This window comes from Escherichia sp. MOD1-EC7011, from assembly GCF_002965005.1.
GTDB lineage: Bacteria > Pseudomonadota > Gammaproteobacteria > Enterobacterales > Enterobacteriaceae > Escherichia > Escherichia ruysiae.
Genome location: NZ_PTRD01000033.1, coordinates 29,009 through 45,791 on the forward strand (window position 1 = coordinate 29,009; position 16,783 = coordinate 45,791).

12 protein-coding genes are annotated in these 16,783 nt (G+C 53.3%); 7 read left to right on the forward strand and 5 right to left on the reverse strand.

Annotated features, from left to right (window positions below; all coding sequences use genetic code 11):
* Nucleotides 1–8: 8 nt before the first annotated feature.
* Complete coding sequence (ptsP, locus tag A7098_RS16780; protein WP_105281126.1) at nt 9–2,510, reverse strand: phosphoenolpyruvate--protein phosphotransferase; 2,502 nt, start codon at nt 2,508–2,510, stop codon at nt 9–11.
* Between the two features lie 308 nt (nt 2,511–2,818).
* Here ptsP and A7098_RS16785 point away from each other — a divergent pair, with 308 nt between their 5' ends.
* The 5 genes from A7098_RS16785 to A7098_RS16805 are packed head-to-tail and all read left to right on the forward strand — an operon-like array spanning nt 2,819 to nt 7,771.
* Entirely contained in the window at nt 2,819–3,898 is a 1,080-nt protein-coding gene (locus tag A7098_RS16785) for a PTS fructose transporter subunit EIIC (protein WP_001004465.1), read from the forward strand.
* Between the two features lie 14 nt (nt 3,899–3,912).
* Nucleotides 3,913–4,233 (forward strand): PTS fructose-like transporter subunit IIB, encoded by a 321-nt coding sequence (locus A7098_RS16790; RefSeq protein ID WP_000161267.1) that lies wholly within the window; start codon nt 3,913–3,915, stop codon nt 4,231–4,233.
* A gap of 53 nt (nt 4,234–4,286) precedes the next feature.
* Nucleotides 4,287–6,584 (forward strand): formate C-acetyltransferase, encoded by a 2,298-nt coding sequence (locus A7098_RS16795; protein ID WP_105281127.1) that lies wholly within the window; start codon nt 4,287–4,289, stop codon nt 6,582–6,584.
* Nucleotides 6,550–7,428, forward strand: a complete 879-nt coding sequence (locus tag A7098_RS16800) for a [formate-C-acetyltransferase]-activating enzyme (protein ID WP_105281128.1) — start codon at nt 6,550–6,552, stop codon at nt 7,426–7,428. Before A7098_RS16795 ends, A7098_RS16800 begins: the two co-directional genes overlap by 35 nt.
* A 1-nt stretch (nt 7,429) precedes the next feature.
* Nucleotides 7,430–7,771: a PTS fructose-like transporter subunit IIB gene (locus A7098_RS16805; protein WP_000323849.1), complete on the forward strand. Its 342-nt coding sequence runs from the start codon at nt 7,430–7,432 to the stop codon at nt 7,769–7,771.
* Here the strand turns inward: A7098_RS16805 and A7098_RS16810 are convergent.
* From A7098_RS16810 to argE, 4 genes are all read right to left on the reverse strand, one after another.
* A complete protein-coding gene (locus A7098_RS16810; protein WP_000274614.1) occupies nt 7,758–8,609 on the reverse strand; it encodes an AraC family transcriptional regulator in 852 nt (283 codons plus the stop codon). The genes A7098_RS16805 and A7098_RS16810 overlap by 14 nt on opposite strands.
* A 162-nt stretch (nt 8,610–8,771) precedes the next feature.
* The gene (locus A7098_RS16815) at nt 8,772–10,505 is read right to left on the reverse strand and encodes a phosphoethanolamine transferase CptA (RefSeq protein WP_000556327.1); all 1,734 of its coding nucleotides are present in this window, start codon (nt 10,503–10,505) and stop codon (nt 8,772–8,774) included.
* Between the two features lie 180 nt (nt 10,506–10,685).
* A complete protein-coding gene (ppc, locus tag A7098_RS16820) occupies nt 10,686–13,337 on the reverse strand; it encodes a phosphoenolpyruvate carboxylase (RefSeq protein WP_105281129.1) in 2,652 nt (883 codons plus the stop codon).
* Nucleotides 13,338–13,687: 350 nt separating this feature from the next.
* Nucleotides 13,688–14,839 carry an acetylornithine deacetylase gene (gene argE / locus A7098_RS16825; protein WP_032226759.1) on the reverse strand — a complete coding sequence of 384 codons (1,152 nt, stop codon included), beginning with the start codon at nt 14,837–14,839 and terminating at the stop codon, nt 13,688–13,690.
* A gap of 153 nt (nt 14,840–14,992) precedes the next feature.
* Between argE and argC the strand changes: the two genes are divergently transcribed.
* Complete coding sequence (gene argC / locus A7098_RS16830; RefSeq protein ID WP_000935358.1) at nt 14,993–15,997, forward strand: N-acetyl-gamma-glutamyl-phosphate reductase; 1,005 nt, start codon at nt 14,993–14,995, stop codon at nt 15,995–15,997.
* Between the two features lie 7 nt (nt 15,998–16,004).
* Nucleotides 16,005–16,781 carry an acetylglutamate kinase gene (gene argB, locus A7098_RS16835; RefSeq protein WP_001362445.1) on the forward strand — a complete coding sequence of 259 codons (777 nt, stop codon included), beginning with the start codon at nt 16,005–16,007 and terminating at the stop codon, nt 16,779–16,781.
* The last annotated feature ends 2 nt before the right edge of the window (nt 16,782–16,783 follow it).

Sequence of the window (16,783 nt, forward strand, 5' to 3'; positions counted from 1 at the left end):
GTTTCCTTTTACAGTTCCAGTTCATGTTGCAGCAGGCTGGCGATAGCGTCGGCAGAGGCGGCGTTAACCAGCGCGTTACGGAATTCTTCGTGCATGATGCGACGAGCGAGGCGCGAGAAAATGCGCATATGCTGATCGCCCGCAGCGTGTTTGTTCAGCGTTAACATAATGATGAATTGCGCTTCATCATCGCCCCAGCGTACCGGCGCCGCCAGACGCGCCACGCTGATGGTGGATTGCTCAATGTGTTCTGATTTGCTGTGTGGAATGGCAAAACTAAAGCCCAGACCGGTAGAGAAAACGGCCTCGCGCGCCCACAAGTCGGCTTCCAGTTTACGCGGATAGCGGCAGCGGCCTGCCAGCAGCAGGTTATCGGTCATGCTTTTGAGCACTTCTTCTTTGCTGCGCCAGTCGCTTTCCAGCGTGATGCACTCAGCGGTGACCAGCGGTGCGTCCTGTTGTGTCATGCGGAATTGTGCCAGCAGGTGTTCCACTTCCAGCGAAGTACGGCAGGCCATTGCCTGGTTGAGTAACTGGCGGCATTCGCGGCTATCAAGTTGCGCCATCCGCGCTTTCGCCGCCGGAATTGACGGCGCGCTCATGCTGAGTTCATCCAGCCCTAAACCGATCAACAGCGGCAGCACGGAACCTTTCGCTCCCAGTTCACCGCACAGACCAATCCATTTCCCCTGGCGATGCACCGCCTGTACGGCGTAGTCGAGCGCCCGCAAGAATGCCGGATTCAGGCTGTTGTAGTGACGGGTAACCTTAGCGTTATCGCGATCTACTGCCAGCAGATATTGCGTCAGGTCATTACTACCGATACTAAAGAAATCAATCTCTTCGCAGCACTGATCGATGATGAACATCACCGACGGCACTTCCAGCATAATGCCGAGCTGGATCTTCTCATCAAACGGAATATGTTCGTTACGCAGTTGCTGTTTAGCTTCCGCCAGTTTTTCTTTCACCCATAAGATCTCTTCCATTGAGGAGATCATCGGGATCATGATTTTCAGGCTACCGTGAGCAGAGGCGCGCAGGATCGACCGTAGCTGCGTGGTAAACAGCGAGGCGTACTCTTCATAAATACGCACGGCGCGATAACCGAGGAACGGGTTAGCTTCTGCGGGAATGTTCAGATAATCAACGGGTTTGTCACCGCCAATGTCCATGGTACGCACAATAATGCTGCGCCCGTTGGCGGACTCCAGCGCCTGACAAAAAATGTTGTACAGCTCGCTTTCGCCCGGTGCGCTGGTGCGATCCATATAGAGCATTTCAGTGCGGAACAAACCAACGCCTTCCGCGCCATTGCCAAATGCGGCCTGCGCTTCCACGGAGTGGGCGATGTTAGCGGCAATTTCAATGCGGATACCGTCAGCGGTGCGGGCTTGCTGAGTCAGCCAGACACGTTGCTGCTCACGCAGGGCGTCCTGTACGCGGGCTTCTTGTTGATAATAACGCGCTACCGCGTCTGTCGGTTCGACCACAATCGCCCCAGCGTTGCCGTCGATATAAATCGTTTGCTGCTGCCACGGAGTAAGCGTGTCGATATCCACGCCAACCAGTGTCGGAATGTTGAACGAACGGGCAAGGATCACCGTATGTGAGGTGGTGCCGCCGCTTTTGAGTAACAAACCTTTGAGGTGATTTTTATCCAGTTCGAGGAACTGACTGGGGGTCAGTTCATCAGCCATACAAATGGCGGGCTGCGTCAGTTTGCCCGGTGCTGGAAAGCGTTGTTCACCGTAAATTTGCTGGAGTAACTGGAAGCAGACATCGCGCACATCCAGCGCACGTTCTTGCAGATAGCTGCTGCTGGAGCGGGCGAACTCTTCGCAAAAGTGATTCGCACTGGCAACAATCGCTTCGGCGCAGCTTAATCCCTCGCTGACGCCTGCCAGTAAGTGGTGACGCAAAGATGTATCGCTCGCTAATGAACGGTGCGCTTCCAGAATCGCGCTGGTGGCGCCGTCGCTATCCAGCAGACGAAACTCAATATTTTTCAGTACCAGTGTCAGGCCGTTTTCCAGTGCGGATTGCTCGGCGTCAACGTCTTTGGCTGCGGGAAGATTACCCAGCGCGTTAAGATCTAAAGAAGAGATCGGCGTCAGAATGCCACCTGCGCTACCGCTGCATACGGTGCGGGCGCGGATAATTCTCGGATTCAGGTTGGTCAGTGAAACCGGCAACGGCTCCAGTTCGTCAGATTTAACTTCCGCCAGCGGCGCGTCGCAGTGGGGAAATTCATCGCGCAGCCATTGGCTTAAACGCTGGTGCGCTTCCTGTTCGTCGGCTCCGGAAATCAGTAACTGGCAGTTATCGCCCACCAGCGTGTCGGTGCCAATCAGCGCCAGTGCGCTTTTGGCGTTGCCTTTGCGATCGGTGCGCAGGTTATGCCACTCAATTTGTGATGAAAAAGTATTACACAGCGTTTCAACGTGGCTTGCCGGACGTGCATGTACGCCGTTAGGTAGCTCACAAATAAATTCTACAATCAGGGCCATTGCCTTTCTCCCGGTACGGTTTTCTGTTTACAGGATAAGAGCGCACGGCAACGGCCTGCCATGTGACAAATCTGCCAAAAGCTGGACAAATGTAATGTAACCGCCAATTTGCGACGCGTCTCACAAGACGCGTCACTCCGGCATGATTCCGAGTTAACGCAAGTTATGAGGCGGATCGCATTTTTGTACAGACATTACAAAAATCCAGTAAATGGCCTTTTTATCCACTGTTTGCCCTGCTTGCGATTGCCTATTGTTTCTGCCATCAAAAATATGGACATGGGCTTTACTAAGCCCGGGAGCGACTTATGAATGAGTTGGTGCAGATCCTGAAAAACACCCGTCAGCACTTAATGACGGGCGTTTCACACATGATTCCCTTCGTGGTATCGGGCGGTATTTTGCTGGCGGTTTCCGTCATGTTGTATGGCAAAGGCGCAGTGCCGGATGCCGTCGCCGATCCGAATCTGAAAAAACTGTTTGATATCGGCGTCGCGGGTTTGACGCTGATGGTGCCTTTCCTCGCGGCGTACATCGGTTATTCCATTGCAGAACGCTCTGCGCTGGCGCCGTGCGCTATTGGTGCCTGGGTTGGTAACAGTTTCGGCGCGGGCTTCTTTGGCGCGCTGATCGCCGGGATTATCGGCGGCATCGTGGTGCATTACCTGAAGAAAATTCCGGTGCATAAAGTTCTGCGTTCTGTCATGCCCATCTTCATTATCCCAATCGTCGGCACACTGATTACCGCTGGCGTCATGATGTGGGGGCTGGGCGAGCCGGTGGGTGCGTTGACTAACAGCCTGACCCAGTGGCTTCAGGGAATGCAGCAGGGCAGCATTGTTATGCTGGCGGTGATCATGGGATTGATGCTGGCGTTCGATATGGGCGGCCCGGTTAACAAAGTGGCTTATGCATTCATGCTGATTTGCGTTGCTCAGGGGGTTTATACCGTGGTGGCCATTGCCGCTGTGGGTATTTGTATCCCGCCGCTGGGTATGGGGCTGGCGACGTTGATTGGTCGTAAAAATTTCTCCGCTGAAGAGCGCGAAACGGGTAAAGCGGCGCTGGTGATGGGGTGTGTTGGCGTCACTGAAGGGGCGATTCCTTTCGCCGCCGCCGATCCGTTACGTGTGATCCCTTCCATCATGGTCGGTTCTGTTTGTGGCACGGTGACCGCAGCAATGGTCGGTGCGCAGTGCTATGCAGGCTGGGGGGGTCTGATTGTGCTGCCGGTGGTTGAAGGTAAGTTGGGTTATATCGCAGCAGTGGCTGTCGGGGCGGTTGTGACGGCAGTCTGCGTGAACGTGCTGAAAAGTCTGGCGCGTAAAAATGGGTCTTCGGCTGATGAGAAGGAAGATGACCTGGATCTGGATTTTGAAATTAATTAATTGAGGAACGAGCCATGACGAAAATTATTGCAGTAACCGCATGTCCTTCAGGTGTTGCCCATACCTATATGGCGGCAGAGGCGCTGGAAAGCGCCGCGAAAGCGAAAGGCTGGGAAGTGAAAGTAGAAACCCAGGGCTCGATCGGTCTGGAAAATGAACTGACTGCGGAAGATGTGGCGAGTGCCGATATGGTGATTCTGACCAAAGATATCGGCATCAAGTTTGAAGAGCGTTTTGCTGGCAAGACCATCGTGCGCGTCAACATCAGCGACGCGGTAAAACGCGCTGAAGCCATCATGAACAAAATCGAAGCCCATCTGGCACAGACTGCTTAAGTTTTTAGCCCGCCTGAAACGGCGGGCTTGTTTTTTCCCTACAGGAGTTCCTCATGACGAATCGTATCTCTCGCCTTAAAACTGCGCTGTTTGCCAATACCCGTGAAATCTCGCTGGAGCGGGCGCTGCTTTATACCGCCAGCCATAAGCAAACCGAAGGCGAACCGGTGATTATTCGTCGGGCAAAAGCCACGGCGTATATCCTGGAACACGTTGAAATTTCGATTCGTGATGAAGAACTGATTGCCGGTAACCGCACCGTAAAACCTCGCGCCGGGATTATGTCACCGGAAATGGATCCTTACTGGTTGCTGAAAGAGCTGGAGCAATTCCCGACGCGACCGCAGGATCGCTTTGCTATCAGTGAAGAAGATAAACGTATCTACCGCGAAGAGTTGTTCCCGTACTGGGAAAAACGTTCGATGAAAGATTTCATCAACGGGCAGATGACGGATGAAGTAAAAGCCGCAACCAGCACGCAAATTTTCAGCATCAACCAGACGGATAAAGGTCAGGGGCATATCATTATTGATTATCCGCGCCTGCTGAATCACGGGCTGGGTGAGCTGGTGGCGCAGATGCAGCAACATTGTCAGCAACAGCCGGATAATCACTTTTATCAGTCCGCGCTGTTACTGCTGGAAGCTTCACAAAAACACATTTTGCGTTACGCCGAACTGGCGGAAACGATGGCGGCAAACTGCACCGATGCCCAGCGTCGCGAAGAATTGCTGACTATTGCGGAGATCTCCCGCCATAACGCGCAACATAAGCCGCAGACGTTCTGGCAGGCGTGCCAGTTGTTCTGGTACATGAACATCATTCTGCAATACGAATCCAACGCCAGTTCGCTGTCGTTAGGGCGCTTCGACCAGTATATGTTGCCGTTCTATCAGGCATCATTAACCCAGGGCGAAGACCCGGCGTTCCTGAAAGAACTGCTCGAATCTTTATGGGTGAAATGCAACGACATCGTGCTGTTACGCTCCACCAGCAGCGCGCGCTATTTCGCAGGTTTCCCGACCGGCTATACCGCGCTGCTCGGCGGTTTAACGGAAAACGGACGTAGTGCGGTGAACGTGCTTTCGTTCCTCTGCCTCGACGCCTATCAAAGCGTGCAATTACCGCAACCGAACCTGGGCGTGCGCACTAACGCCTTGATCGACACGCCGTTCCTGATGAAAACCGCAGAAACCATTCGCCTCGGCACCGGTATTCCGCAAATCTTTAACGATGAAGTGGTGGTGCCAGCGTTCCTCAACCGTGGCGTTTCGCTGGAAGATGCGCGCGACTATTCAGTGGTCGGTTGCGTGGAGTTGTCTATTCCTGGCAGAACCTACGGCTTGCATGACATCGCGATGTTTAACCTGCTGAAAGTGATGGAAATTTGTCTGCATGAAAATGAAGGCAATGCTGCGCTGACTTATGAAGGTTTACTGGAACAGATCCGCGCCAAGATCAGCCACTACATCACCCTGATGGTTGAAGGCAGCAATATTTGTGATATCGGCCATCGCGACTGGGCGCCAGTGCCGCTGCTTTCGTCGTTTATCAGCGATTGTCTGGAAAAAGGCCGCGATATTACCGATGGCGGCGCGCGTTATAACTTCTCCGGCGTACAGGGGATCGGTATTGCCAACCTGAGCGATTCTCTCCATGCGTTGAAAGGGATGGTTTTTGATCAACAGCGTTTAAGTTTTGACGAATTGTTGTCGGTATTAAAAGCCAACTTCGCAACGCCAGAAGGCGAAAAAGTTCGCGCTCGCTTAATTAACCGCTTTGAGAAATACGGCAACGATATCGACGAGGTGGATAACATTAGCGCCGAACTGCTGCGCCACTACTGCAAAGAAGTGGAAAAATACCAGAACCCGCGCGGTGGCTACTTCACGCCGGGGTCGTATACCGTTTCTGCTCACGTCCCGTTGGGATCGGTGGTTGGCGCGACGCCAGACGGTCGTTTTGCCGGGGAGCAACTGGCAGACGGTGGCTTGTCGCCAATGCTGGGCCAGGACGCACAAGGACCAACGGCGGTACTGAAATCAGTCAGTAAGCTCGATAACACGCTGCTGTCTAACGGTACATTGCTGAACGTGAAATTCACTCCGGCGACCCTCGAAGGTGAAGCGGGATTACGTAAACTGGCCGACTTCTTACGCGCATTTACCCAGCTTAAGTTGCAGCATATTCAGTTTAACGTGGTGAATGCCGACACGTTGCGGGAAGCGCAAAAGCGCCCACAAGATTATGCCGGGCTGGTGGTGCGCGTTGCCGGATATAGCGCCTTCTTTGTCGAATTGTCGAAGGAGATCCAGGATGACATCATCCGCCGGACAGCGCATCAGCTGTAACGTTGTGGAAACGCGCCGCGATGACGTGGCGCGCATTTTCAACATTCAGCGTTATTCGCTGAATGACGGTGAAGGCATCCGCACGGTGGTCTTTTTTAAAGGCTGCCCACATCTTTGCCCGTGGTGTGCTAATCCGGAGTCGATCTCCGGCAAAATCCAGACGGTACGCAGAGAGGCGAAATGTCTGCACTGCGCGAAATGTTTACGTGATGCGGATGAATGCCCCTCCGGGGCGTTTGAACGGATTGGTCGCGATATCAGCCTTGACGCGCTGGAGCGGGAAGTGATGAAAGATGAGATTTTCTTTCGCACGTCCGGCGGCGGCGTCACGCTTTCTGGCGGCGAAGTGTTAATGCAGGCGGAATTTGCGACCCGTTTTTTACAGCGACTTCGGCTGCGGGGCGTCTCATGTGCCATCGAAACTGCCGGAGACGCGCCAGCCAGCAAGCTGTTACCACTGGCGAAATTGTGCGATGAAGTGTTGTTCGATTTAAAAATTATGGACGCGACTCAGGCGAGGGATGTGGTGAAGATGAACCTGCCACGCGTGCTGGAGAATCTGCGTTTGCTGGTAAGCGAAGGTGTCAACGTGATCCCGCGTTTACCGCTGATCCCTGGTTTCACACTCAGCCGGGAGAATATGCAGCAGGCGCTGGACGTGCTGATCCCGCTGAATATCAGGCAGATCCATCTTTTACCGTTTCATCAGTACGGCGAACCGAAATACCGCCTGCTGGGGAAAACATGGTCGATGAAAGAGGTTTCTGCGCCCTCGTCAGCCGATGTGGCAACGATGCGCGAAATGGCAGAACGAGCCGGATTTGAGGTTACCGTGGGGGGGTAAAATGGCATACCTGGTGGCAGTAACCGCCTGCGTCAGCGGCGTGGCGCATACTTATATGGCGGCAGAACGGCTGGAAAAATTATGCCAGTTAGAGAAGTGGGGCGTCAGCATTGAAACCCAGGGGGCGCTGGGAACGGAGAATCGTTTAGCGGACGAGGATATCCGTCGGGCGGATGTTGCGCTGTTGATTACGGATATCGAGCTTGCTGGTGCCGAGCGATTTGAGCATTGCCGCTATGTGCAATGCAGCATCTACGCATTCCTGCGTGAGCCGCAGCGGGTAATGAGCGCGGTGCGCAAAGTGCTTTCTGCGCCGCAGCAAACCCATCTTATTCTGGAGTAGTCGGTTTTTCTGTCAGTTGGCTGTGGTATTGCCGACGATATTCTGACGGCGAGCGTTCGGTGTTTTTACGAAACAGGCGGCAGAAGTAGTTGCTGTCGACAAAGCCGCAGGCGTGCGCCACTTCTTTTACCTTCAGGTCATAGCCTTTCAACAACGTTTTTGCATGTTCCAGCCGTGTATGATTCAGGTATTCGTTAAAGCCCGTCGCACCCGTTTTTTGAAACAGGTGGGAGAGGTAATTGGGCGAAATATAGAATGCTTGCGCGACAGATTCACGGGTTAGCGCGGAGGCATAGCGTTCATCGATATAATCGCGAATCGCTTCAAATAGTGCCTGGCTGCGTGAGGCGGTCTGGATTTGACTGCCGAGCAAGTCGCGGCAGTGGCTAAGCAGGCTGGCGACGATAAGCCTTGCCGTTTGCTGCTCCTGTGGCTGCATTTGCATTTCATTGAGTGTTTGCAGCAAGAATGAACCAATGCGCGGGCCGCGTCGGGCGACGTGCTGCTTTGCCAGATTTTGGTATTGCTTGCCATCCCATTGTACGACGCTGAAGCCGAGTTGCTGTTTGCCAAACAGCACGCTGAAGGTGGTGGCGGGTGTTTGCCATTGCGGGAAGTTCCAGCCGCCAGCAGGGACGTACAGTACATCGCCGGGAACTAACGTTGCGCCAGCGCCGGTATCAACAAACTCGCCTTCCAGCACAATTTCCAGCCGTGGAAAATCGACCTGATATGCAAGATCGGGCGCCGGGCCATTGCTACTGGCAAAGTAAATCTGGCGCAGGGACAGCGGGCCGTTGATCAGGCGGGAGAGTAGATAGCTGACGTCGTGATACATGTTATTCCCTTAGGTATGTAGACGGGAAAACAGTAACTGGCATTATGAAAAAAGGCCACCTGAAAAGTGTGGCCTGATGAGAGTTCGATGTAAACATTGCGGCAGTTGTATTGCCGGATGCGGCGTAAACGCCTTATCCGGCAAATAGCACCTGGCTGATAATTACTGATTACCCACCTGATCGCCATACGGCAGAGTGTCGTAATCGATCAGCGCGTTTTTCTTGTACGGGTTGCCAATCCAGCGGGTGGTTTCTTTGAACTGCGGGTTCACCACCGAACGGGTTGGATCGTAACCGTCGTAAGATAAGCCCGCCAAATCCGACCAGGTGTGGATCAGTTCCGCCAGGCTGTATTTACGATCGACATCCTGCGAGAAATCACGCGGATGAGTCGCCTGCCATTTTTCCGACGTCCACAGCAGGAACGGAATGGTGTACATGTGGCGCGTCGGGTTATCTTCGTTACGCCCCTGGGTTTTGTGCGGCGGCGTGTCGTAAACCTCTTCACCGTGATCAGAGAAGTAAACCAGGAAACCGTTCGGATCGGTCGCTTTAAAGTCTTTAATCAGGCTGGCAACCACATGATCGTTATACAGGTTAGCGTTGTCATAATCGTTATATGACTCCAGCTCTTCTGCGCTTAATCCTGGTGGGACATGATCGGTATTGCCATCAAACTTGCCCTGATCTTCCGGGTAACGGTACTTGTATTTGATATGTGTACCCAGCAGATGAACGATGATCAGCTTCTTCGGCGCAGGGTCCTTCAGCACTTCCTGGAACGGCTTCAGCACGTTAGTGTCGTATTCACGCGCACTCTGGGTACGTTGCTGGTTCATGTAGTACTGCTTGTCGGTCTGGCGCGAAAATACCGTCAGCATGGTATTGCGGGCGGTCATCGTCTGCTGGTTGGTTATCCAGAAGGTTTTATAACCCGCCTGTTTCATCATGTTCATCAGCGACGGTTGCGTCAGATACAGGTCAGGGTTCTTTTCGTTGGCAAAAGTCAGCGCCTGTTGCAGGATTTCAATGGTGTACGGACGAGACGTAACCACGTTATTAAATACGGTCAGATTCGGATCGGTTTTATGCAGCGCATCCAGTTCTGGCGTGGTTTCACGCGGATAACCATACAGACTCATACGTCCACGCTGGGTTGACTCGCCAATCACCAGTACCAGGGTGCGTGGTTCGTTGCCCGATTCATCTTTGAAATTAGCCAGCGGCGGTAATGCATTATTTTCATTCAGCAGCTTCGTCAGCGAGTTAAGTTGCTGGCGATACTGATAATAACCAGTCAGGAATTGCCACGGGGCGGCAGGTTCCATGCGCGATGCCAGGTTATTCAACGTTTTCTCAAACGGCTTGTTTTTGATAAACGTATTCATAGCGATCGGATGCAGAATCAAACCGTAAAGCAGGGCAAAAGAGACGATATAACGCCACGGCTTCGGAATATAGACCGGGCGCAGGCGTGTCCACAGCAGAACTGCCACCGCCGTATAGGCCAGCGCGATAAGCACAATCTTCAGGCTGAAATACTGGCTTAAATACTCGCTGGCTTCGTTGGTGTTGGTTTCAAACATCACAAACAGAACGCTCTGCGAGAACTCCTGACCGTAGATGACGTAGTAGCACAGCGCCGCCAGAGAGGCCGCCCACAGCACCACGCCGATCACTGCGGCAATAATTTTAATCCGCTTCGGAAAGAGGAATACCGGGATCAACCACAGCGAACTGAACAGCAGTGAGTCGCGAATGCCGTTGGTGCCGCTGTAGCCGCTGATGTAAATAATGGCCTGTAACAGGGTAGAGAAAAACCAAAAGTAGAGCAGTGCCCAACCCAGGGCTTTCCAGCTAAAAAGGGGTTTAGTCTGGACTTCAGTGGAATGCATAGTAAGAACCCGTTTTGGATAATAGCGCCGAATGTAAGGACAAAACCTTAAGGATATCTGAAGGGATATCCAGAATCTGGGTGAAATGCAGACAGAAATATATTGAAAACGAAGGTGTTAGAACAGAAGTATTTCAGAAAACCCTCGCGCTATTGCACGAGGGTTGATAGAGGATGGGGGTTAGCCGGTATTACGCATACCTGCTGCAATTCCGGCAATAGTGACCATCAACGCTTGTTCGACGCGGGGATCCGGCTCCTGGCCTTCTTTTTCTGCCTGGCGGGAGCGGTGCAGCAACTCTGCCTGCAGTACGTTCAGCGGGTCAGTGTATATATTTCGTAGCTGAATAGACTCGGCAATCCACGGTAGATCGGCCATCAGATGGGAATCGTTGGCAATTGCCAGCACCACTTTGATGTCTTCTTCTTGCAGATTGCGTAACTCTTTACCTAACGGCCACAGCTCTTTGTCGACCAGGCGTTGGTCATAGTATTCCGCCAGCCACAGGTCTGCTTTGGCGAAGACCATTTCCAGCATTCCCAGACGCGTTGAGAAGAACGGCCAGTCGCGGCACATGGCTTCCAGTTCGCTCTGTTTGCCATCTTCCACCACTTTTTGCAGCGCAGTACCCGCGCCCAGCCAGGCTGGGAGCATCAGGCGGTTTTGTGTCCAGGCAAAAATCCACGGAATGGCGCGCAGTGATTCGACGCCGCCGGTCGGGCGACGTTTCGCCGGACGTGAACCTAACGGCAGTTTGCCCAGTTCCTGTTCCGGCGTGGCGGAGCGGAAGTATGGAACAAAGTCTTTGTTTTCACGCACATAACCACGGTAGAGATCGCAGGAGATGACCGAAAGTTCATCCATAATATGACGCCAGCTCTCTTTCGGCTCCGGCGGTGGCAGCAGGTTGGCTTCCAGAATCGCCCCGGTGTACAGCGACAGGCTGCTGACCGTGATTTCTGGCAGACCGTACTTAAAGCGGATCATCTCGCCCTGTTCGGTCACGCGCAGGCCGCCTTTCAGGCTTCCTGGCGGTTGCGATAGCAGCGCCGCATGAGCCGGTGCGCCGCCGCGACCAATAGAACCACCGCGACCGTGGAACAGCGTCAGTTCAATACCCGCTTTTTCGCAGGTTTTGATTAACGCATCCTGTGCCTGATATTGCGCCCAGGAAGCCGCCATCACGCCTGCATCTTTTGCCGAGTCGGAATAGCCAATCATCACCATCTGTTTGCCCTGAATCAGGCCGCGATACCAGTCGATATTCAGCAGCTGGGTCATGACATCGTTGGCGTTGTTCAGGTCATCGAGGGTTTCAAACAGCGGAGCAACCGGCATTGCAAACCCGATACCCGCTTCTTTCAGCAGCAGGTGGACAGCCAGCACGTCGGACGGCGTTTTCGCCATCGAGATCACGTAGGCGGCAATGGAGCCTTGCGGCGCTTCGGCAATCACCTGGCAGGTATCGAGCACTTCGCGCGTTTCGGCGCTTGGTTGCCAGTTGCGCGGTAGCAGCGGACGTTTGGAGTTCAGTTCGCGGATCAGGAACGCCTGTTTGTCAGCTTCTGACCAGCTCTCGTAGTCGCCGATACCGAGGTAGCGGGTCAGTTCACCCAGTGCTTCGGTATGACGGGTGCTCTCCTGACGGATATCAATACGCACCAGCGGTACGCCGAAACATTTCACGCGGCGCAGAGTGTCGAGCAGATCGCCGTTGGCGATAATGCCCATACCACACGCCTGAAGGGACTGGTAGCAAGCGTAGAGCGGCTCCCACAGTTCTTCGTTCTGCGTCAGCAGACCTTCCGGCTTCGGCAGTTCTTCGCCTTTCAGACGCGCTTCCAGCCAGGCCTGTGTTGCCATCAGGCGGGAACGCAGGTTTTTCATCAGATAGCGATACGGTTCTGCGGCACCTTCTTCGCCAACCAGCGCCAGCAGTTCAGGGGTTGCTTCAACCATCGACAGTTCAGAAACCAGAACCTGAATATCTTTCAGGAACAGGTCGGTTGCTTTCCAACGGCTGAGCAGCAGGACGTGGCGGGTGATATCGGCAGTGACGTTCGGGTTGCCGTCGCGGTCGCCGCCCATCCACGAGGTAAAACGCACCGGAACAAATTCGACGGGCAGTTTGTAGCCGAGATTCTCTTCCAGTTGTTCGTTCAGTTCGCGCAGGTAATTCGGTACGCCTTGCCACAGGCTGTTTTCTACTACGGCAAAGCCCCATTTGGCTTCATCTATCGGGCTTGGGCGCAGCTTACGGATTTCATCGGTATGCCATGACTGGGCGATCAACTGGCGCAGGCGGCGCATCAGTTGGTTGTGTTCGTAGTCGGCGATATCTTTGTTGTCGAGCTGTTTTAAGCACGCGTTCACTTCCACCATTTTGTGGATCAGTGTACGACGAGTAATTTCGGTTGGGTGCGCAGTGAGTACCAGTTCCAGCGACAGTGATTCCACCGCTTTTTTGATGGTGTCTTCGCTCAGTTCCGGCTGGTTTTTCAGTTTACGCAGGGTGCGGGCGATCACTTCCGGGTTGCTGGCAGCCTCGCCTTTCGGCGAAATGCTGTGGTATTGCTCGGCGGTGTTTGCCAGGTTCAGGAACTGACTAAACGCACGCGCAACGGGCAGCAGCTCGTCGTTCGACAAATTTTGTAAGGTGGTGAGCAACTCCTGGCGGTTAGCATCATTGCCAGCGCGTGAAGATTTGGACAACTTACGGATAGTTTCTACGCGTTCAAGAATGTGTTCTCCCAACGCATCCTTGATGGTTTCTCCCAGCACTTTGCCGAGCATACTGACATTAATACGCAATGCGGAATATTGTTCGTTCATATAACCCCAGACACCCCATCTTATTGTTTGAAGCCCGGTATCCTTCACGTCGCATTGGCGCGAATATGCTCGGGCTTTGCTTTTCGTTGTCTTTTATAAAGCCACGTAAAAGCGATGACGTCAAATGCTGCGAAATCGCTTCAGCAAACGAATAACTAGCAGGAATTTACGCCATTAAATTCACGATGATTTAAATAAGCGTAACTTATGGAAATGTTAAAAAATCACCATACATAACACCAAAGATGTAGGTCGGATAAGATGCGCAAGCATCACATCCGACATTATTGCGGCACTGGAGTTTGGTAACAGTCTCGGATGCGTCGCGAGCGCCTTATCCTGCCTACGTTTTAATGCCAGCAGAAATGGTGAATGACCTGGGTGATCAGTTCGCGGGTGGGTTTAATAAACCGCGTCTCCAGATATTCATCAGGCTGATGAGCCTGATTAATTGAGCCTGGACCCAACACTAGCGTCGGGCATAACGTCTGAATAAACGGCGCTTCGGTACAGTAGTTCACCACTTCGGTCTTTGCACCGAGTAATTTCTCAACCACTTCAACCAGTTGATGATTCGGCGGGCACTCGTAACCAGGGATCGGCGGATGCAGCTCTTCGACCGTCAGACGACCCGGCCAGCGTTCGCTCACCGGAGCCAGCGCGTCGTTGAGTAAGCCATTAAGTTCATTGAGCGTCATGCCAGGCAACGGACGAATATCCATATGCAACTCGCAGCAAGCGCAAATACGGTTAGAGGCGTCACCACCGTGAATATGCCCAAGGTTGAGCGTGGGATATGGCACGGTAAACGCTTCGTAGTGATAACGCTCTTTCAGGTTATCGCGCAATTGTAAAATATGACCGATGGCGTCGTGCATCAGTTCGATAGCGTTAACACCGCGCGACGGATCGCTGGAATGCCCCGACTGACCCAGAATGCGAATGGCATTGGAGATGTGGCCTTTATGTGCGCGTACCGGTTGTAGCGACGTCGGTTCGCCAATGATGGCGCAATCCGGGCGCAGGGCGGTGGTTTCGGCAAAATAACGCGCTCCGGCCATACTGGTTTCTTCATCGGCAGTCGCCAGAATGTAGAGCGGTTTTGCCAGCTTCGTGACGTCGACGTCGCGTAGCGCATCGAGGATAAACGCAAAGAAGCCTTTCATGTCGGCGGTGCCTAAGCCGTAAAGCTTGCCGTCATGCTCCGTCAGCGTAAACGGATCGCGCGTCCAGCGACCATCATCAAACGGCACCGTATCGGTATGACCCGCCAGCAGCAAGCCGCCAGCACCCTGTCCGCAACTGGCCAGCATATTAAATTTGTTGCGAGTTCCTGGCACAGGCTGCACTTCCACATTGAAGCCTAAATCTTTAAACCAGCCCGCCAGCAGAGTGATTAAATCTGCATTGCTTTGATCGAGTGCCTCTTCCGTGGCGCTTATTGAAGGTGTGGCAATCAGAGCACGGTAAATCTCGATAAATGGCGGTAATTTGTTTTTCATTGTTGACACACCTCTGGTCATGATAGTATCAATATTCATGCAGTAATTGTGAATAAAAATACACTAACGTTGAGCGTAATAAAACCCACCAGCCGTAAGGTGAATGTTTTACGTTTAACCTGGCAACCAGACATAAGAAGGTGAATAGCCCCGATGTTGAATACGCTGATTGTGGGTGCCAGCGGCTACGCTGGCGCAGAGCTAGTGACCTATGTAAATCGCCATCCGCATATGAACATAACCGCTTTGACTGTTTCAGCGCAAAGCAATGATGCGGGAAAGTTAATCTCCGATTTGCATCCGCAGCTAAAAGGCATCGTTGATCTGCCGTTGCAGCCGATGTCGGATATCAGCGAGTTTAGCCCAGGGGTGGACGTAGTGTTTCTCGCCACCGCCCATGAAGTTAGCCACGATTTAGCGCCGCAGTTTCTTGAAGCGGGCTGTGTGGTGTTCGACCTTTCCGGCGCGTTTCGTGTTAACGACGCCGCCTTCTATGAAAAATATTACGGCTTTACCCATCAATATCCGGAACTGCTGGAACAGGCCGCTTATGGTCTGGCGGAGTGGTGCGGCAATAAATTAAAAGAAGCGAACTTAATTGCGGTGCCGGGATGTTATCCGACGGCGGCACAACTGGCGCTGAAACCGTTGATTGATGCCGATCTTCTCGACCTCAGTCAGTGGCCGGTGATTAACGCCACCAGCGGTGTGAGCGGAGCGGGACGTAAGGCAGCGATTTCAAACAGCTTTTGTGAAGTTAGCCTGCAACCGTATGGTGTCTTTACCCATCGCCATCAACCAGAGATCGCCACACACCTCGGTGCTGACGTTATCTTCACCCCGCATCTGGGCAATTTCCCGCGCGGCATTCTCGAAACCATTACCTGCCGCCTGAAACCGGGTGTGACCCAGGCGCAAGTCGCGCAAGCGTTACAGCGGGCGTATGCCCATAAACCGCTGGTACGGCTATATGACAAAGGCGTTCCGGCACTGAAAAATGTCGTCGGGCTGCCGTTCTGTGATATCGGGTTTGCCGTTCAGGGCGAGCATCTGATTATTGTGGCGACCGAAGACAATTTATTGAAAGGTGCGGCGGCACAAGCGGTACAGTGCGCCAATATTCGTTTCGGTTATGCGGAAACGCAGTCTCTTATTTAAGGGTGCAATGATGAATCCATTAATTATCAAACTGGGCGGCGTACTGCTGGATAGTGAAGAGGCGCTGGAGCGTCTGTTTAGCGCACTGGTGAATTATCGTGAGTCACATCAGCGTCCGCTGGTGATTGTGCACGGCGGCGGCTGCGTGGTGGATGAGCTGATGAAAGGGCTGAATCTGCCGGTGAAAAAGAAAAATGGCCTGCGGGTAACGCCTGCGGATCAGATAGACATTATCACCGGAGCACTGGCGGGAACGGCAAATAAAACCCTGCTGGCATGGGCGAAGAAACATCAGATTGCGGCCGTAGGTTTGTTTCTCGGTGACGGCGACAGCGTCAAAGTGACCCAGCTTGATGAAGAGTTAGGTCATGTTGGACTGGCGCAGCCAGGTTCGCCTAAGCTTATCAATACGTTGCTGGAAAACGGTTATCTGCCGGTGGTCAGCTCCATTGGCGTAACAGACGAAGGACAACTGATGAACGTCAATGCCGATCAGGCGGCAACGGCGCTGGCGGCAACGCTGGGCGCGGATCTGATTTTGCTCTCCGACGTGAGTGGCATTCTCGACGGCAAAGGGCAGCGTATTGCCGAAATGACCGCCGCGAAAGCAGAACAACTGATTGAGCAGGGCATTATTACCGACGGCATGATAGTGAAAGTGAACGCGGCGCTGGATGCTGCGCGCACGCTGGGGCGCCCGGTGGATATCGCCTCCTGGCGTCATGCGGAACAGCTTCCGGCACTGTTTAACGGTATGCCGATGGGTACGCGGATTTTAGCTTAAGT